This window comes from Actinotignum sp. usb-actsch-rep-73, assembly GCF_059082735.1.
The window spans coordinates 1-18452 of record NZ_JBHNPV010000013.1; the positions used below are offsets into that span (position 1 = coordinate 1).

The following is an 18452-nucleotide window of genomic DNA, read 5'->3' on the forward strand; positions in this document are numbered from 1 at the left end:
ACTACGGTGTCTTTAGTGACCGTAATCTCGGTAGCCACAGCTACCTCTTTGCCGTCAATTTCCCAGTAATTGAACTCTTGGTTCTCAGGGGCTTTGAATTTATTATCCAAAATCTTGTACTTTGAGCCCTTGTTGAGCTTCTTGCCATCCATTTTACCGGTGCCGTCGTTACCGTTGTAGCTAACAGTGGCAGTTTCGAGCTCCTTGGTTGCCGGATCTGAATCGAGCTTATTGGTGTCACCCTCGAGACCGCCTTTATCTTTTGCGGTTGCCGTGACAGTTCCACCAACTTCGATGTCTTCAACTTTCAGAGTAATCACACCGGTGTTCGCATCAACCGTGGCATTATTATCGGCTGTCCAAGTCGTCTTACCGGAAGTTTCGTCTACAGTTCGCGTTGCGGTGACGGTTTTCTCTGCTCCGGAAGCATCCTTATAGGTGACGGTGTAGGACAGCAAGTCAGTATCTTCACCCAGCTTTTCATAGGCAGGCGGGGTAATGGTTACTCCACCCTTATCCGTATCTACCGTAATCGCAGGAGATTTAGGTGCGATATTTTTCAGCAGATCCTTGGCTGGGATTGTTCCTTTTGGTTCAGCTCCGTCTTTTACCTTGACTGAACCATCTGCATTTTTTACAGGTACCGGATTCCAATTACTATCATAAGTAACTTCCGCATCATTACCGCTAAATATCTTAACGTTTCCGTTGTCATCAAATTGTATAACTGCCGGAACCCCATCCCAGTCCCCAATTCCATTGGGGAGCTTAGATACGCCATTTACCGTATTGGCATCTCGAATAGCTTTATCAATGGCTTTTTTATCGTCATCTGTTAATTTGCGAGGATCTCTCACAGCAACTTTGTCGGGGGTTGTTATTACCGGCTCAGACTTCGCGCAAGAACGGAATTTATGTGGCTCTTTGACAAGGATACCGAACTCTTTTTCAAGTTTTAAATCGTTATCCTTGATTGGGAAAGTAACTTTTTTGCCGTCAATGGATACTGCTTGAGACATCTCTTGTGAGTTAGATTTGTCAATTTTACAGGTTCCATTTCCGTCAAAATTCTTGTCCTCCCCATCGGTAAAGTTGTTGACAAAATAAAATTTCGTACCTGCGACAACTTCTTTATCAAGTGTAACGATAATCTGTCCGTCTGTTACCTGGACTTTTTGTATTGTCGGAGCGGCAGATGTTTCCGTTACCTGTTTGATTTTTAGGCCCGTAGCTTCAATTTTTCCGGAGGTTGATCCATCGGTATAGGTCACTTCATAGTAGGCATGATCCGTGTAATCGATAGAGAATTTAACACTCTTAAAGTCTTGCTTAATGTCCGGATTGGCACCCTTCAGCATTTCAAGAGCTTCTGCTTGCTCATCTTTATTTACAAGATTGGCGTCAGGGTGTTCTATCCAGATTTCGCCGGTGGGCATTTTAAGAGTAACTGTAGATGCCTTAGATGGTTGCGCATTTTTAGTTACTTCCGGTGATTTGTCTTCACCTATTTGTTGGTAGACAGTAACCGTATCGCCTTTTGCAACTTTAACGCCCCCAGGTAGATCCACCTTCCAGGTTGTTCCACTTGTAGGTGTAACAGAAAGATTGGCTTTTTCAGTGCCATCTTCACCTTTTAATGTTACATGAACTGTTGCTATTACAAGCTTTTTATTAACTCTATCTTTTGCTAAATTGCCTCCAGAAATCGTCGTGGCATCATAAAATACAGGGTCAACGGTCGGTGTTTTTACAGCTGCACCAACGGGTTGCCCAATAATTTCCGGCCCAATCTCCAGGCCATCGCCTGCCTGGGTATCAGTTTCAACTTCTGGAGTGCTTACTGGTGCCGGGCTGACGCTTTGTTCGTCAGCTTGGGAGCTCATCTGCAGATCCTCGGCTTGAGCCAAGGACGGGGTCGATAGCGTGAAACCCAAAGCGCAGGCCAAGGTTACGATCAGAAATTTTCTAAAAACGTGAGCTGGTTTAAGCAACGCTCTGCCGGCAAGCGCTATAAAAGAACCGGGCACGCCCTTGAGGTTAAGCATTAGAACTTCCTGTCCAGTGTCGCTAGTTGAATCTACTCCCTAACGTACCACTACTTTATCCACACGACCAGCCCGTTGAGCTCAGATAGGCGGTTACACCCACAGGAATATAGGCAAAAATATAGTAAATTAGCTAGAATTCCATTACACATATTGATAGCTATAGCAATCGCTATACGTAAGTAATTGTTTTTGGTAATCAAATCATTCATTAACGGTGATTTGAAATGAACGTCTACGAAAAAACGTGACACACTTTTACTGCTTAATTTAGAAGGTCTGGCTTCGGACAGTTACTCCACGATCGCTCTAGGTTATAGATCTATCCCGTGAAACCGCAAAGTTTTAGCGACTCGCACACTTTTGGCGGATGGACATATTTCTTGTAACTTACTTCTCGGAGCCTTCCAGCCTCCCGGCAATCTGACAAACTGTGCCGAGCCAGCGATAAGTCAAATACCTAACCAGGAAGACTTCCGAAACCCATAAAGCTACCCCCGACAGATGGTGATCCCGCGCGGTAGGTTTTCAGGTCGCCTACTCACTGCTCCTCCTGGCTCAGGAAAACTAGAACGTCGGTTTCGGTTCTAGTTTTGTTCTAGTTTTGTTCTAGTTTTGTTCTAGTTTTTATGGCCTAATTATGGCCATTTATGTCCCTTCCTATCTAGGGCACTTTTCCTAAAATCGGCGTAATTCCAACAAAAACCCCACCATTCCGAGGAATGGCGGGGCTATGGGTGGACTTCAGGGGGTATGTGTCGAACTCTGGCCCGTTGGCGATCACCTGCTGCTTGTTGCGATGGTGGCGTGACCAACGTTTCCCGTAGACAAAGTTTGGTCACGTATGATACGATCGCGTTAGCTTTCCAGCGACGACACGCGAGTCGTTGGAAAGGGGATCACCCCGAGAACTGGATCGGATACCATGACCTCCGTCTCCAGGGAGTAGCTCTCCGAAGGTGTAGCGACCGTAGATTTCTCCGCAGGTTTTATTTCAGAGGTTGGGTACCGGGTTAGCACTCGGGTAAAGCCATCAAGGCACGGCACGTTAGGCCGCCCAGATACAGCCGGGAACGCACCCCTCTCCGGACAGTTCAATCTGTCTGGAGTTTTTCATGTCTGACGCGATTTCCCCGCCTCGCCTGTACTCGCTGAAAGCCGTTTCTGAGGCTGGTTACGGTTCGATCACTACTTTGCGCCGCGCCATCCGCAATGGCGATCTTCGCGCCGTGTTTGTCGGTGGTCGGGTCAAGATTTCTGCCGATGCGCTCGACGAGTACGTCCGCGAGTCGTCTGCTCGCACTTCCCAGAGCGGAGGCGAGTGACATGACCGTACAAAAAAGCGAGGCCCCCAGTACTCAGGCAAGTACCGAGGGCCACAACAATGATTCACTTGCCCCCAATCGTACAGATGTTCGATCGCTAGAGCAAGTAGGTGAGACGCCGCTTCAGCCGTTGGATCTTCCCCCAGTGAACCAGATCATCGAGGGCGAGGTCATCCCCTTCTTTGAGCACGAGGATCAGTCAGTTATCCCCGCTGCTCAGGTGGAGAACATCCTGCTCAACAGGATCAATACGCGCTTTCGCAACGAGAACGTTGTACGCAAGCTAAAGGGCGCTCTCGCGTATCGCCCGATGAAGGCGCTCCCTCCGAACGTCATCGCGCGTTGCATCATGGAACGCGACCTGCCGCATCTCGGTCTGCTCGCGGACGTTGACCGGGGCGATAGCGAGGATGTTCGCGATACTGCCGCGCTTGTAAGCTACGCCGAGGATGGTCCTGACCAGGGACTTTATGTGAACGCTGGCCTGCTCGTGCGGAACGCTGCGCGTCAATACAACTCACAGCTCCTCAAGCGCGATCTTGAGGAGATCATGTTGTGGCTCAGGGACGAAGTTCCGCTTCTGTCGCCCTCGTCGAATGGCGACGTTGTGGCCCTGTCCAATGGCCTTTTTGATCTGCGGGACAAGACGCTGCGGCCTTTCACGCCTGAGGTCGTGCTCAGTTCGAAGTGCGAGGCTCGCTGGGACGCGAACGCGACCGTTGTACCCGTCATCGACGGCTGGGACGTTGATTCGTGGATTCGCGACATTGCCGACGAGGACGAGGAAGTGGAGCGCTTGCTCTGGCAGGTGATTGCGGCGCTTTTTCGCCCCGACCACTCGTTCGACAAGGCGATCTTCCTCGTCTCCGAGAGTGGCTCTAATGGCAAGGGAACCTTCCTCGAACTCCTGCGTAACCTCGTTGGACGGAACCGTGTTGCCACGGTTTCTCTCGCGGACTTTGACCGTCCGTTCATGCCGATTCAACTGGCATCGTCGTTCGCCGTGCTCTCGGACGAGAGCAGCGTCGGCGGGTATCTCCAGCGTGCGGAGAATCTGAAGAGCTGGATCTCGCACGACTGGGTGATGATGGATCGCAAAAACCGCGATTCCATCCAGGTGAAAGGGCGAGGGCTCTCGGTCTTCTGCCTGAACGAGCTGCCGTCGTCGAGGGACAAGACGGAATCGTTGTACCGGCGATTTCTTGCTGTCCCCTTCAAGCGTCGTTACGTGGATGGTGACAAGAACCCGCTCATCAAGAGCGATTACCTTAAGCGTCCCGAGGTTCTCGACTACGTGACGCACAAGGCGCTCTCTATGCCGTTGTTCGATGAGTTCGACGTGCCAGCGGCGAGTGCCGAGCTGCTCGACGACATCCGTGTCGATAACGATCCCGTGTCGCAGTTCGCGGAGGAACTATTGTCGGAGTTTTCGTGGGCGTTTTTGCCGTGGAAGCTCGTGCACGCTGTGTATTGCGAGTGGATGAAGCGCGATAACCCGTCGGGTCGGGCAACCTCAGCACGCGAGTTCACGAAGCGAATGGCGGGGTTCGTCGATGCGCATCCGGAGTGCGGCTGGATTGTTCCACGCGGAGCGGATGGAAAGCAAAAGGCCGTACGAACTGACCCGTTCACTCGACGTTTTGGCGACGATCGGCTGGTTAGTCGATATGACCTGTGGGAATGGAAACGGTCGAGTTTCTCGAACGTCATCCCACATGTTTCACGGGGTCTTCTGCGTGTGTCGTCTGTGAGCAATGCCGACGACGACAACCCGCCCGCAACACCTACGCCCCAGCAACAGGGCATCTTGACACCCGAGTCGGAAGCCCGAGTTCTCGCCGCGCAATCCGCATAGCACAACCAACCAAATGAAAGGAACACAACCATGTCGCATGTTGACGATCTCATCAAGGAGAAGCAGAGGAAGCACGCCGCCGAGATCAAGGCTCTGCGTGAGCAGGCTGCCAGAGAGGAGCAGGAACTCCTCGTCCGCGTCGCTCGTCTCGTCGAGCAGCACGAGCCTGAGCGCTTCGCGCAGTACCGCGACCATGCTGCCTCGCTCATTGAGCAGGAGCGTGTTGCTCGCGCTGAGCGTGCGAAGGCGGCTCGCGCTCGTCGGAAGGCGGAGCATAACGCTGCGTATGACGGCGGAGGTGAGGTCTGATGAGTGGGTACGTCATCCGACCGACACGCATCGCCGCGCAGGGCACTGCACCTCGCGTCTCTGCTCGTGCGAACAGCTCCGAGCAGAGCGCGAGCGTGCGTCCCGTGCGTCCCTCGGTCCCCACTTCTGCTGCCGTGCAGCAGGTGGGGGCCGATCCCCTCGCCCGCAGGTCGCGAAGCGACCGAGGACGAGGCCAGCGGTCGATTGGAGGCGAGGAGCGGAGCGAGTCGTCCGACAATCGGCCTGCTGGCACTGTCGTTACAACACCTCAAACGGACCTGAAGGTACCGGGTGTTGTGACGAATGCACCGGCCCTTCCTCCAGTGGAGGAAACACAGGGGGCCGGGGCGCGGGTGAGGCTCGATGCACATCTTGATGTGCGCGTCACCCGTGACGAGCTCGCCGCCGTCAAGCGGCGCGCGACAGTGATCGGCGTCAAGCCGAGCACGTGGGCGAGGGCTGTGCTGCGTGACGCGCTGGACAGTCGTCGCCACGAGGAGGAGGCACTCGTTGCGCAAGCAACGATGCCGAGGCCGTCGCCCGAGTTCGTGAGGGCCGTCGAGCAGCTCCGCAAGGTCGGTGTGAACCTGAATCAGGTCGCGCGAGCGGGTACGGCGGTTGACGACGACCTTCTGCGTGAGGTCCTCGCTGCTGTCGTTGACGTGCGCGCGCAGCTCGGAGACGAGGTGAGTCTATGAGCACAGTGAACGTACAGCCGACGACGAGTGCACGAGCGGCGGTCGAGTACGCGTTGCTCGGCACAGGTGCGCGTCGTGCGGAGCACCTCAAGGACGGCACGACACGTGCTGCTCGCTTCACATGCTCGATGGACTCACCCGAGGCGATCATCGCGCGTGCAGAGCAAGTGAGCACTGCGTTCGGTCGCAGGAACCAGATGTACACGTACACACAGAATTTCTCGCCGGAGGAGTTCGACGTGAAAAACCCGGAGCACATCCAGCGTGTGCATGACCTCGGTGTAAAGCTCGCTCGCAGGATGAACAGCGCCGACTTCCTCGTGGTCACTCACATCGACAGTGCCGGTGGGCACTTGCACAACCACATCTACGCGGTGAACCACGACAACCTCACCGGCAAGTCACTCTCGCGGTGTCGGTCATGGTCGCGGGGACTACGGCAAGTGAACGACGAGCTGATGAGGGACGAAGGGTGTCAGGTGCTCCCCGACCCCCAGCAGCCAAAGCCCGACTGGGATCTGCGTCGCGGTGGGTTCGCAGAGGGTGGCTTTGAGCAGGTGCTCGGCGACAAGGTGATGGAGTCCCTCCTCGATCCGCGATCGGTTGATCGTGAGGCGTTCGAAGCAGTGCTCGCGGAGCACGAGGTCCGTCTCCGTGTGACTGATCGCGATGGATGGACGTATTCGATGCGGCGTTTGGACAACGGGAAGTGGGGACGGCGCAAGGCGTCGTCGCTCTGCGAGGAGTTCCAGAGCGCGAAGGTCGAGGAGGTCTTCGCGTTCCATCAGCAACACAACCAGAAGGGAGAGCACGATGAGCGCGATCGACAAGCTCAAGGAGCAGCAGACCTCGGACACGTCGCAAGCCTTGACGTTGAGGCTCGACGCCGTGGAGGAGCAGACGAGAGAGCTGACGAAAGCCGTGAACGCCGTGAGCGGGTTCCTCAGGGCGATGGACGAGGCTCAAACAGCAGCACTCAAGCGCGTGGAAAGGTTGACCTCGCAGCAGCACGAGCAGCCCTCGCAGACGCAGCTCGACGACGAGACGAAGAGCAGGCTCGCCGAGATCGAGAAGACGATCGCCGTCGTCGCGAAGCAGCTGAGCGCGAGCGGGCTCGTGAAGTTGAGCGACGGAAGCGAAGTGAAGCAATCAGATCTCGACTCGTTCTCGATGATGAAGAGTCTTCAGTCGCAGCTCCAGTCGATGACTTCGAGCTTGAATGACCTCACGAAGGTCGTCGGCAACGGCAGGACTGTGCGTGTTGACGTTGACCGGATCAACGACCACGCCGTGCGTGTGCTCGACCAGCGGCTCGCGCAGGCCGTTGAGCTGCCAGTGAAGCGCATTGAGAGCACTCTCGAAGGGTTCGAGGAGCGCGTGTCCGCCCTGGGCGCAGAGAAGGTATCGGAGGCCGCTCAAAAGCTCGATAGCACGCTTGCTAAGGCCGAGGGCGTGGTGGGGGCGGTAGAGCGCTCAGAACGCCGTCTACAAGCCCTAGAAGGGCGGCAAACATGGACAGCCCTCGGGCGGCTCTGTCTCGCCCTGGTGCCGCTGGCAGCGGTGCTCCTCGTGATCGGCGGGCTCACGATGGGAACGTTCTACGCCCTGGGCTTCGGGCCATTGCTCGGCTGGGCGTGGGCGTCTTTCACTGAGGCGAGCACATGGTGGGCGAAGACACTGATCGCGGTAGCGACGCTCGGCGGGGTCGCTGGCTTCACCTGGGTCGTGTGGAAGGTCGCCGGGCGGCTCCGTGATGAGTTCGGGTCATGGTGAAGGGAGGTGATGAACATGGCGATCAAGCGGATACCGTCTGGTCTCAAGACCGGCAAGCCCCGCATCGAGGTTGACCACTCGCGGTCGATCAGCAAGAACGCTGAGCGGCTCGATGGGAAGGTGCGTGAAGGTGAGAGCGTCGCGGACTACCAGCGGCGCGTCCTCGGTCAGATCGAGGGTCTGGACTGGGGCTCAAGGGGCGACGATGAGCCTGAGATCTGATGTCGAGAGGGAATATCCCCGGCCACCGATGAGGTGGTCGGGGATTCTTTCTGTCTCTGTGCGGGCAAAGGTGGGTACAAAAGGGGTCTTTCTCTGGTCACCATTGACCCGAGAGGAGGGTGTGGGCAATGGTGGTCGATAGAAGGGCCAATGATGACCGCTCGCTGAGCTGTGGGATAGCAGGGCGTTTTCGTGACCATTTATCGGCCATTGAAAGACCACGGTGAAGCCTGGTCAATGATGGGCCAGTTTGGGGTGTTTCTGTGGTCAGGAAAGAGCCAGCGGGGCTAGTGACGGACCATCGCGTCGAACTGGTCATCGGGCAAGGCTTTAATGTAGGCGATTCTCGCCTTGATGGCGGCTTCGAGGTTGGCCATCGAGAGCGCCGGAGAGGGTTCTTCGTACTGGCCACTGTTGGCTTCGGCGGTGAGAAGAGCTACTGCGTCGTAGTTCCCCTCGGCGATCATGCGCTCGAAGAAGATTCGATAGCGCCCGATGTAGGACTCGCCCGTGAAGATCGGGTCTGCTGGGAATGGCATGTTGCTTGGCACTCGGACGGGGCTGGTTGATCCTGGAGCGCGTTCGACGAGCATGAGGAAGCCGAACCACGGCTTGAGCGTGCCGAATAGGCCGCGCTCGACGGCCATCTGAGAGTCTGCTGCAAGTCCGAGGGCTTCTTCGGTTCGGTTGTTGAAGTTGTTGCCGAATGAGGGGCCACGCTGGGACTTGAACTCCATCGCGGCGATGAGAGCGCCTCGGTAGAGGACGACGAGATCCCAGTTTTTCGAGGGGCGGAAGTAGGTCGGCAGGTCGTTATGGCCTGTGGTGCGCACTTCGAGGTCGATGTCGGGGTCGCTCTTCCACAGGTCAGCGACAACGGCTTGCATGAGGTCCATCTGCTTGCCGCCTGTGACGGCGGCACGGTTGCCGGTGTCCTTGATGCCGGAGACGGCTCCTTGGTTTGCTTGCTGGGTGGTGAGGTGGTTCCAGTAGCCAGCGACGGCTTGTTGCCAGATGGATGGATCGAGTGGATCAGACATGGTGCCCCTTTGTACCTAGAGAAGTTGTTCAACGGTGCCACGAGGAAGCCCGTAGGCATCCTCAGCGGCCACGTTGGCTGCTACGCGGTCCTGTGCCCTGAAGGCTGTCCTGAGGCGTTCTGACACGTCCTCAGTGAGTTCGTCGGGGCGGGGAACGGCGATCTTGCGCAGGTATTGCGCTTGGAATCTCAAGGTACCGCCGCGCATCTTCACCCCGTAGGCGGTCACGAACGCCTCAGCGATGCTCGACAGGAGCAGTCCACCTAAGACCTCAAGATCCCAGGTGTCCGAGACGATGTAGTACAGGTTGTGGTGTGGGTACAGACCACCGGGCTCGAAGACCGGCGTAATCTGCGCTTTCATGTCCTGGAGCAGGAGTTTGGGGCGCTCGGCAAGGCCCGGATACACCTTGTCGATGGTGCGGTGCCACTTGTCGGGGTTCTTCTTGGCGACGTAGCGCTGCCGAATGGCTGGTCTTTGCTCGAGCGTGTGAGCGAAGCGGGGGTAGTGAGCGAGGTCGATGAGGTTGCCGTGCTCGTCCCACGGGTTGAGGAGCTGCATCGAGGGGGGCTTGACTACACCTTGGCGGATGTCGTCGGCCATCACGAGGGGCAAGAGCCGGTCGGGTTCCACGTCTGCGAGTGTGTTCATACCGACGAGGTACGCCTTGTCGTTGCCGGTGGCGACTCCGATGGAGATACGGGTGCTTCCGTCTGCCTCAAGCGTTGGGAAGTGCTCTTGAAGGCGCTCGAGCAGTTTGATGGTGCCCGGTGAGCCCGCTGGCCAGAAGTCGTCGGTCTCGAACCAACTGGGAAGACGCACACCCTCCCAACCGGCTCCGTGTCCGGTCTCCTCGTGCCCTTGAACGAATGAGCGCGCCTCGTGTGCCGAAGAGTCGTCAAAGGTCTCAGTCGTGTCGATAAAGGTTGCCTCACGCTGTGGTGCGTTGGCGATCACCGTGATTGCCGGGTAGGCGGACACTTCTGCCTCGAAGGCATCAACGTCGTGCATCTGCCACACCGTCTCTACGGCGTATCTCTGATAGACGAGACGACGGAGGGCTTTGCCGTAGGAGTTGTGCATCCAGCGGTCTGCACAGATGTAGCTAAGTCGTCCTTCGGGGCGAAGGAGAGCGAGTCCGCGCTCGTAGAACCCGACATAGATGTCTGCTCGTCCTCGCATTGTCGTCCAACGTGTGCGATACGCCGCTTCTACCTCGTTGTCGAGGTCTTCGGTGCGGATGTACGGCGGGTTGCCGACTACGAAGTCGGCATCGCTGGGAACCTCGTCAAGCAGGAAGTCTCCCTCGTGAAGCCAGTTCATCGTCAACGTCTCGGCGTGATTCGCACTGAAGCCGTGCTCGCGCAGCATGGAGGCGACTGTGGAGCGGCAGGTGGCGACATGGACGGCTTGTAGGTCCATGCCGAAGAGGCAGTCGCGCAGATCATCTGCGGTGGCCTCGTGACGCTGCGCCGAGGCGAGGAGACGCTCAACGACGGGCACGATGAAGGCTCCTGAGCCAATGGAGGGCTCGATCAGCCGCGTGCGCGCGAGATCCTTATCGGGGGTGTATCCCACGAGATCAAGCATTGTTTCGACCACCCAGCGACGGGTGAACACTTCGCCGTATTCGATGTTGTCCATAACCTCAGTGCTCACTGTAAACACCACGTCCTGCAAGTGCGTCTGCCAGTGTCCAGCGTGAGACGCCGAGACGCGCTGCGACTCGGGTCTTCGGCACGCCCTCGTCGATGAGCCTGCGGCCTTCGTCAAGTTGCTCAGGGCTGAGCTTGGGGCCTCGTTGGTACTTGCCCTTGGCTCGGGCAAGAGCGATTCCTTCTCTCTGGCGTTCCTTGATGAGTTCGCGCTCGAACTCGGCCACGGCGGCGAGGACCGTGAGGGTGAACTTCCCAGAGGGCGTGCTCGTCGAGAGTGCGGGCGTGTCGATGAAATCGACGGTAACGCCCTTGGCCTCGAACTCTTGAAGCAGCGAGAGCAGGTCTTGGGTGGATCGGGCGAGGCGGTCCACGCTCTTGACCTTCACCACGTCGTTGGAGCCGTCGCGCACGTACGCGCGCAGCGCGTCGAGCTGTGGCCGGCGCGCATCCTTGCCTGAGGCGTGATCGACGAACAGGCGATCGACCTCACCGATGGCCTCGATCTGACGGTCGGGGTTCTGATCTGCTGTGCTGACACGGACGTACCCGATGAGTGCCATCTCGCCTCCTCTCAGTGGTGAACATGGTCATAGACATAACCGCACATCTGTTGAACTACAGTTTACCAGACTGCCGTTCACCACTCCAGAGAAGGGTGCTCGGGTGTGGATAAGGGTGTGCCCTGTTCACCGTGTGGATACGGGGGAAAAGAAAGACCCCGATCACCGCGTGGTGACCAGGGTCTTGAGTGTGGATTAGGTGAGCGACTACTTCTCCAGCCAATTGCCCGAGGAATCCTGCTGCCAGTCCTGAATGGTGGAGCCGATGATGGTGATCTTGCCGTCCTTCATGACGGTGTAGTCAAAGCTCGCGAAAGTTTCGATCCCATCAACGTCTGATGAGACACGAGGGAACCTGCTCGTCGCGGCTTCGTCCTCAGACTGAGGGTTGAGAGCACATTTCAGGACTTGAACCGCCTTCGTTGCATCTTCGCTCATGTATAGGCCGTACTCGGGAGACGACTCGTTGAATTCGCTGAGAGGCTTGGCATCGATGCGATCGAGAAGGTTAGCGACAGGATCGGCGTTCTGGATCTCTTCGGAGATCTCATCAATAATTCGTTGCTTGCCTGCGAGGTAAGCGTCCACATCGAACCCCTCCATCCCAATTTCGCGGAGGGTCTGTTCCCGCTCCGTCCCGGTCATCTCAAGGACACCAGTCTCACCCAGGAGCACGCGGGTGTCCCGAGGAGATGAGCTGTTCGGCCACAGCTGAGTCGTGAGCGCGTCGAGGCGATCAAGGAATTCGCCGGTGGTCGTGGGATCAACCTCCACGGGAGTGGAGAGCTTATCGAGCGCGCCGTCGGAGAGAGTGAAGGTGATGTCAGCGGCGCAGTAGGTGGAGGAGTCCAGCGCGTGAGCCTTGAGATCGGCTCCAGTGATGAGCACCTCCTCAGCCCCGGAGCCCATCGCCTGGAGCAGCTCCTGCGGAAGCTCGGCGCGGATGCTCTTGGCAGGTCCAGCCGACCCGCTGAAGGTGAAGGTCTCGTTTCCCTTGATAGCGACACCAGTGCTACCCCCGGCAGAAGACGCGCCACCGGAACAGCCCGCGAGGAGGGCTCCGGAGGCGACAAGGGCGAGGACTGACAGACGTGTTCGATTCATGTGGACTCCTTGATTGTGCTGATGTACGAGGCAAACCTCTTGGTGGTATGATACATCAGGCCTGACCTATAGGGTGTTCTCAGACAGGCCTTCTCCAGACGATGAATGCATGTCTTGGAGTGTCGAGGAAGCGCAGCGATTAGGTGCTGCACTCAAAGAATTGCGATTAGAGCGGGGATTCTCTCAGGAGAAACTCGCGTTTTCTGCGGGCATCACGAAGAACCAACTGCAATTGCTGGAGGGTGGACGCGCGTCCGGACGAAAGGGCGAGACGGGACCGTCGAACCCGCAGATGGCGACGATTTTCGGTCTTGCTGTTGTGCTCGATGTGAGCGTCGCCGAGCTGGCTGCGCGGGCAGAGTTGTGACGATAGACCCCCGCCATCGCACGATGGCAGGGGTCTATTAGGGCTCAGTGAGCAAACACGTACACGCCGCTGCCTCCGACAACATCCATCAAGGTGTAGTCGAATCGCAGGTCTCGTTGATACGCGTCGATGTCGAAGTAGCGGGCAACTTCTTCAGGCACTCCCTCCAGTAGCCCTGAGTTCTCCACGTAGTCCCAGGCGAAGTCCTCGAAGCTGTCCCATTCGCCCCTGTAGGAGTCCTCGAACTCGGAAGCGGAGGGAAGGCCGTGGGTATCCAACGAGGGAGACCCACTCTCGAACCAGGCGACGAGGGCTGGCCACAGTGGCTCGCCAACTTCCTCGAAGAGTTCGCCCCACTCTTGAGCGACGGACGGGGGAATCTCGCCCACATCGCACGGTAGCCCTTCAGTATCGAAGCACCACAGCTCTTCGTGATCCGTTTCCCACTCGTGGATGTCTTCAGGGGTAACAGCCCCGGCGTCTTCGGCGTAAGCCCAGACACCTCGCAGAACTCCGGCGTTGTAACACGCTAGGCATCCGACCCACACTGAGGGGCGGACGACGACGGGGACATTAACGACGATTGGATGACTCATTGAAACCTCCCGAGATAAGGGGAGGTCAGGGTGGGCAGCCAACTCTCGGAAATGGCGCACTGGAACACCCCGACCTCCAAAGCGAGGCTCGGGGTCGCGGTGCGACCCTCACACTCAGCCTGGGGCAGTAACGGAGGTTGAGGGTCTCGGTGGCTGCCGCCCGCGAGGCGGGCGACCGCCACAGCTCGTGGAAGGAAGAAGGGGACGGTGGGGTGTCGGTAGCGGCGCTACCGGACTGTTTGACCCCAATGTGCGCCGATTTTTGTGACCTGCGTCTCTATCTGGGGCCATCGAGGCCCCCTTGTAACATTCGCTGTAACACTTGTAACACTTGCTGGAGAGAAGTGTTACAAGAAGTGTTACAAGTGGTTATGCTGGTTTACCAGGCAAAACGGCGCAAAAAAAGACCTTGTAACACTTGTAACACTTAAAATGAACTCTCACGCGTACGCGCGCGCACGCGCATGTGTGCGCGTGTAGGAAAGTCAAAAAGAAGTGTTACAAGTGTTACAACTGCTCTCGCTCAGGCGAGAAATCCTCACTGACCAGGAAAAACGCTAAGCCTCAGGTGTAACACTTGTTCAGAAAGAAGCGTTACGCCAAGTGTTACAAGTGTTACTTGCCTTGCCCACCCCTCCCCACCTCCCTGTGCTCTTCAACGAGCGTGACGGGGGCGATGTCAGCGAGTCTCGGTGGCTTCCTCGGTAAACTTGCTCATGTACGAGCACAATCGAGAGTCCGAGGAGGCGATGAGATGCGGGGCCAACCTCAGTACAACGACAACTCAATGGTCGTCGCGTATTACAGGTACTCGTCGTCCTCTCAGAACGAGGCGTCGATCGACCAGCAGCGAGAGATGGTCCATCGGTGGGCCTCCTCGCAGGGTCTCACCGTCGTTGCCGAGTATGAGGATGCGGCCAAGACTGGAACCAACGCTGACCGGCCTGGTTATCAGTTGATGTTGCGGGATCTGAAGAAAATCAGGCCCGCCTACGTCGCCGTCTGGAAGAACGATAGGCTCGCCCGAGACCGCGCCGAGCTGCTGCTGGTGAAGCAAACAATTCGCTCTGTGGGAGCCAAGCTTCATTACATCGAGGGCATCTCTCCTAATGACTCCCCCGACTCCGTGCTCATGGAGGGGGTGGCTGACGCGTTCGCCGAGTACTACTCGCGCCAGTTGAGCGCGAATATCAGGCGAGGTCAGCGCTATAACGCCGAGCGAGCCCTCTCAAACGGACACCGGATCTTCGGCTTCACTGTGGACGAGGACAAGCACTACATCCCTGACCCTGAGACCGCTCCCATCGTGAGTCAGATCTTCGACGATTACGCTGCCGGTGTCTCCATGCAGAAGATTGCGGATCGTCTCAATGCTCAGGGCGTGAGGACGACGCGCGGGTATCGGTTCTCACCGAAGAATCTCAACAAGCTGCTCAAGAATCGCGCCTACGTCGGTGAGTACTCCTATGGTGAGCACCTCATCGAGGATGGAATGCCGCGCTTGGTCGAAGACAAGACCTTTGAGCAGGTTCAGCGCCGCTTCGCCATCAACAAGCGTCGTGGCGCGAAGACGAAGGCTGAGCTGAGCGCCTTGGGCGATGACGCACCGGACTACTGGCTCACCGGCCATGCCTACTGCCTGACATGCGGCGCTCCGATGGAGGGCGTGTCTGGCACCTCCAAGACCGGGAAGATCCATCGGTATTACTACTGCTTGAACCAGCGCAAGAAGAAGTGCTCGGCGAAGCCTGTGCGTAAGGACGAGATCGAAGCACGCGTCGAGGAGATCGTCGCTTCCTTCCTCGCTGATCCCGAGATGCTCGCCTCCCTGGCTGTAGACCTCGCTGACCATTACCAGCGCACGCACGGGCGCGGGGATGAGATCCTCAAGGCGCTAGAGGCGCGCCGTAGCGACGTGGAGGCCAAGCTCGCGAACTTCGTCAAGGCCATCTCTCAGGGCATCTTCAATGCGAGCACGGCTGAGGCGATGAACGCGCTCGAAACTCAGAAGCAGGAGCTGGACGCTGCGATCCAGGCCGAGCACGTCAAGGCGACGCTCTACGAGGACGAGACCTCCATCGGCGCGTTCTACAAGAGGTTCGCTGAGGCAACTATCGACACTCCCGAGACCCGCGAGCAGCTCTTTGAGTACTTCGTAGACAAGGTGTTTATCGGGCGTGAGCAGATCGTCATCGCGTCGTACTTCTACGACAGCGCGGGTCACATCGAGTTCGAGGACCTCGAAGAGGCGCTCACCACAGGAAACAGAGCGGGGGAAGTGCGAACCTTCGCTCGAAAGCGAGAGTTCGACACTTCCCCCTCAGGTGGAGATGGGGGGAATCGAACCCCCGTCCGACGGCCGGCCCCGAGGTCTTCTCCGGGCGCATCCTGCTATTGATTTCTTAGCTTGTGACGTCATGCAGGCCTGCTGTCAGCGAAGCTCAGTCGATGAAGTGTCGGAGCGCGCCCACCGACATGGCGCGCACCCAGTGGCCCCCTGAATGACGCCAGACACCAGGCTGAGGGCACCACCTGGGCTGACGGACTAAAGGTTCACGCGGCGATATCAGGCGGCGAGAACGTAGTCGGTGCGGTTCTGTTCGGCACCTATTGGTTTGCACGCAGCGTTAACGAGTTGAGCGCACATTCTCGGCCCGCTTCCCCTCGATCGACGACCGCCGTCGAAACCGATCATCCCCTATTGAGTTCTTCACTCACCGGCAAACAGACTGCCGGGTTGGCTCTTCAACGAAATCGTAAGACTTATCGAAGAACCGTTTCCAACCGTTCGGCCAGACATCCAAGAATAACCCCGCTTAGGCGAAGTTTCAACAGCTAGCGTAATGCCAGCAAACGCAAGGTTTCAGCAGAAAGCGCACCACGCACGAAGCTGGCACCCGCTACCTGTACGCTACTTGTAGTTCGGTCGCTTCGTGTAGGCGCGCATCGCGCGTTCAGCTTCACGCTTATCCTGCGCCTCGCGCAAAGACTGGCGCTTGTCCCATTCCTGCTTGCCTTTGGCCAGCGCGATCTCAACTTTGGCGCGACCGCCGATGAAGTAGAGCTCCAGTGGGACGACCGTGTAGCCCTTGGCCTGCACCTTCTGGGCGATCCGCTCAATTTCTGAGGCGTGCAGTAGCAGCTTTCGCTTCCGCGTTGGCGCATGATTGTTCCAGGAGCCCTGCGCGTACATCGGAATGTTCGCGCCGTACAGCCATGCTTCGCCGTCTTTGACCTCAACCCACGAGTCGATCAGCGACGCGCGCCCCATCCGCAGAGCTTTCACTTCGGTACCCGACAGGACAAGACCGGCTTCCCACGTATCTTCGATCAGATAGTCGTGGCGCGCCTTCTTGTTCCGCGCGATCGTCTTCTTCGCGTCCGATGCAGCTTTGCGCTTCTCGCCTTCGGTCAGCTTCGGCTTCTTCCAGTCTTTCGGCATCGTGCACCTCCTTTCTTTGATTGACGAGGCCACGCCCCGCCACTCAAGGCGTTAATTCTAACGCCTCCGAGGGCGGGGGTCTTGCTCACGCCTCGTAAAATGCCAGTATCAATGGAAGGCGGGGACAAGCTGAGCTTGTCCCCGCCTTCTGACTCAGCCAATCATCAGATCAGCGAGTCGCATTGGCTTACAAGTACCCCATCGGGTCAACGTTCACGCCGTTCTGCAGAACACCGAAGTGCAGGTGGCAACCGGTGGCATAGCCGGTCATGCCGACCTCGCCAAGCACTGTTCCGGCACTAACCGACTGTCCGGGCGAAACATAGATGCGTTGCATGTGCAGGTATTCGGTGATCACGGAGTTACCGCCGAGCATTCCGTGGTTCACGTCCACGTAGTTGCCGGCAGAGATACTGCTTGAAACATCCAGAACAACGCCGGATGTCATCGCGTAGACGGGCTCACCGCACTGCGCAGCGAGGTCAACGCCCGAGTGGTACTTCTGATAGCCGAGCACAGGGTGCATACGCCAGCCGAAGGGCGACGTAATAATCATCGAGCTGTCTTGAACCGGGTTATGGAAACCGCTCGCATTCGCCGACGAGTAGATCCTGTTTGCAGCCCTGTTAGCCGCATCGATCTCTTGAATCTTCGCGGTCTGAGCATCATAGTCAGCCTGTGCCTGAGCCAGCTGTTGGTTCACTTCGGACTTCTTGGAGTCCCACTCCGCTTGCTTCACTTGAGCGTCAGCTTTGGCTTTTTCTAGGGCATCAACGCCCGCTTGGGCTTCAGCTTCTGCCGCCGCAGCGTCATCAAGGGCCTTCTGAGCTTGAGCTTCAAGTGCTGCCACGCGGTCAGAGATTGCTTGCTGGCGACTTGCTTGGCTACGTTGGGTCGCTTTCATTTCCATCGCAGCGTTGAGCGCTTGGGCTTGAGAACGGGCCATGGCGTCAGCTGCTGATGCTCGATCGTCAATTGACTCGGTTCCACTCTTCGTCAGGGCAAGCAGGACTGCAGAACTAGTGCCGTCCTGGTACATGGAGCGAGCCAAGTGACCGATCGCCTTGTTGGCTTCCTCTTGGCGTGACGAGGAAGCGTGGACCTCTTCGTCAATCTCAGCTTTCTTCGCTTGAGCGACCTGAAGTTGTCCCATTGCGACTTCGTGTTCACGATTCGCAGCATCGCGCTTCGCCTGAGTGGCCTCCAGCGCTTTCTGAGCAGCAGGAATCTGCGCGTTTGCTGCTTCAAGGTCGTAGAAGAGCTGCGAGAGTGTCGCATCAATACCCTCAATCTCAGTCTTGAGATTAGAAACTTGCTGAGCCGCGGCATCCTGTTTGCTCACAGCATCATCTCGCTCGTCAGCATTCGCGGGAATGAAGCTGTACATGCACAGCGCACCAATCGATGCGCTCCATGCAACTGCAACAGGAACGTGAAGACGAATCGACTTCTTCATGA

17 protein-coding genes, 1 other RNA gene and 2 pseudogenes are annotated in these 18452 nt (G+C 57.5%); 9 read left to right on the plus strand and 11 right to left on the minus strand.

Going from position 1 to position 18452, the window contains the following annotated elements:
• Positions 1–2045: hypothetical protein (locus AC5RE1_RS00680; RefSeq protein ID WP_493938196.1), on the minus strand; the 2045-nt coding region annotated here is incomplete at its 3' end.
• Positions 2046–3160: 1115 nt separating this feature from the next.
• On the opposite strand from AC5RE1_RS00680, the gene AC5RE1_RS00685 reads away from it, so the two are divergent.
• From AC5RE1_RS00685 to AC5RE1_RS00705, 5 genes and pseudogenes are all read left to right on the plus strand, one after another.
• Complete coding sequence (locus AC5RE1_RS00685; protein WP_435729322.1) at positions 3161–3370, plus strand: helix-turn-helix domain-containing protein; 210 nt, start codon at positions 3161–3163, stop codon at positions 3368–3370.
• A 1-nt stretch (position 3371) separates the two neighbouring features.
• On the plus strand, positions 3372–5225 hold the full coding sequence (locus tag AC5RE1_RS00690; RefSeq protein WP_493938197.1) for a DNA primase family protein: 1854 nt from the start codon (positions 3372–3374) through the stop codon (positions 5223–5225).
• Positions 5226–5255: 30 nt separating this feature from the next.
• The gene (locus AC5RE1_RS00695) at positions 5256–5534 is read left to right on the plus strand and encodes a hypothetical protein (protein ID WP_435729320.1); all 279 of its coding nucleotides are present in this window, start codon (positions 5256–5258) and stop codon (positions 5532–5534) included.
• Positions 5534–6232, plus strand: coding sequence for a plasmid mobilization protein (locus AC5RE1_RS00700; protein ID WP_493938198.1), 699 nt, complete (start codon positions 5534–5536; stop codon positions 6230–6232). The genes AC5RE1_RS00695 and AC5RE1_RS00700 overlap by 1 nt, the downstream gene beginning before the upstream one ends.
• 128 nt (positions 6233–6360) lie before the next feature.
• Positions 6361–6645 (plus strand): annotated as a pseudogene (locus tag AC5RE1_RS00705) (relaxase/mobilization nuclease domain-containing protein); the annotation flags it as partial.
• A 21-nt stretch (positions 6646–6666) separates the two neighbouring features.
• Here AC5RE1_RS00705 and AC5RE1_RS00710 read toward each other — a convergent pair.
• Positions 6667–7068: a hypothetical protein gene (locus AC5RE1_RS00710; RefSeq protein ID WP_493938202.1), complete on the minus strand. Its 402-nt coding sequence runs from the start codon at positions 7066–7068 to the stop codon at positions 6667–6669.
• Between AC5RE1_RS00710 and AC5RE1_RS00715 the strand changes: the two genes are divergently transcribed.
• Positions 7046–8005: a hypothetical protein gene (locus AC5RE1_RS00715; RefSeq protein ID WP_493938203.1), complete on the plus strand. Its 960-nt coding sequence runs from the start codon at positions 7046–7048 to the stop codon at positions 8003–8005. The genes AC5RE1_RS00710 and AC5RE1_RS00715 overlap by 23 nt on opposite strands.
• Before the next feature lie 9 nt (positions 8006–8014).
• Entirely contained in the window at positions 8015–8227 is a 213-nt protein-coding gene (locus AC5RE1_RS00720; protein WP_435729318.1) for a hypothetical protein, read from the plus strand.
• A gap of 287 nt (positions 8228–8514) precedes the next feature.
• Here the strand turns inward: AC5RE1_RS00720 and AC5RE1_RS00725 are convergent, their stop codons facing one another.
• From AC5RE1_RS00725 to AC5RE1_RS00740, 4 genes are all read right to left on the minus strand, one after another.
• Entirely contained in the window at positions 8515–9267 is a 753-nt protein-coding gene (locus tag AC5RE1_RS00725) for a PaeR7I family type II restriction endonuclease (protein ID WP_435729317.1), read from the minus strand.
• A gap of 15 nt (positions 9268–9282) precedes the next feature.
• Entirely contained in the window at positions 9283–10926 is a 1644-nt protein-coding gene (locus tag AC5RE1_RS00730; protein ID WP_493938199.1) for an Eco57I restriction-modification methylase domain-containing protein, read from the minus strand.
• Complete coding sequence (locus tag AC5RE1_RS00735; RefSeq protein WP_435729315.1) at positions 10916–11485, minus strand: recombinase family protein; 570 nt, start codon at positions 11483–11485, stop codon at positions 10916–10918. Before AC5RE1_RS00735 ends, AC5RE1_RS00730 begins: the two co-directional genes overlap by 11 nt.
• A 207-nt stretch (positions 11486–11692) precedes the next feature.
• Positions 11693–12589 (minus strand): hypothetical protein, encoded by an 897-nt coding sequence (locus tag AC5RE1_RS00740; RefSeq protein ID WP_435729314.1) that lies wholly within the window; start codon positions 12587–12589, stop codon positions 11693–11695.
• Positions 12590–12698: 109 nt separating this feature from the next.
• Between AC5RE1_RS00740 and AC5RE1_RS00745 the strand changes: the two genes are divergently transcribed.
• Positions 12699–12956 carry a helix-turn-helix domain-containing protein gene (locus tag AC5RE1_RS00745; RefSeq protein WP_435729313.1) on the plus strand — a complete coding sequence of 86 codons (258 nt, stop codon included), beginning with the start codon at positions 12699–12701 and terminating at the stop codon, positions 12954–12956.
• Between the two features lie 44 nt (positions 12957–13000).
• On the opposite strand, the gene AC5RE1_RS00750 is transcribed toward AC5RE1_RS00745, so the two are convergent.
• A complete protein-coding gene (locus tag AC5RE1_RS00750; protein WP_493938200.1) occupies positions 13001–13552 on the minus strand; it encodes an antirestriction protein ArdA in 552 nt (183 codons plus the stop codon).
• 787 nt (positions 13553–14339) lie between these two features.
• On the opposite strand from AC5RE1_RS00750, the pseudogene AC5RE1_RS00755 reads away from it, so the two are divergent.
• A pseudogene (locus tag AC5RE1_RS00755) lies at positions 14340–15278 on the plus strand (recombinase family protein); the annotation flags it as partial.
• 168 nt (positions 15279–15446) lie between these two features.
• Here the strand turns inward: AC5RE1_RS00755 and AC5RE1_RS00760 are convergent.
• From AC5RE1_RS00760 to AC5RE1_RS00775, 4 genes are all read right to left on the minus strand, one after another.
• Positions 15447–15776: a hypothetical protein gene (locus AC5RE1_RS00760; RefSeq protein ID WP_493938201.1), complete on the minus strand. Its 330-nt coding sequence runs from the start codon at positions 15774–15776 to the stop codon at positions 15447–15449.
• A gap of 98 nt (positions 15777–15874) precedes the next feature.
• Positions 15875–16251, minus strand: a transfer-messenger RNA (tmRNA) gene (ssrA, locus tag AC5RE1_RS00765).
• 212 nt (positions 16252–16463) lie between these two features.
• Positions 16464–16994: an SsrA-binding protein SmpB gene (gene smpB, locus AC5RE1_RS00770; RefSeq protein ID WP_179370252.1), complete on the minus strand. Its 531-nt coding sequence runs from the start codon at positions 16992–16994 to the stop codon at positions 16464–16466.
• Positions 16995–17181: 187 nt separating this feature from the next.
• Positions 17182–18450, minus strand: coding sequence for a peptidoglycan DD-metalloendopeptidase family protein (locus AC5RE1_RS00775; protein WP_103632382.1), 1269 nt, complete (start codon positions 18448–18450; stop codon positions 17182–17184).
• Between the last annotated feature and the right edge of the window lie 2 nt (positions 18451–18452).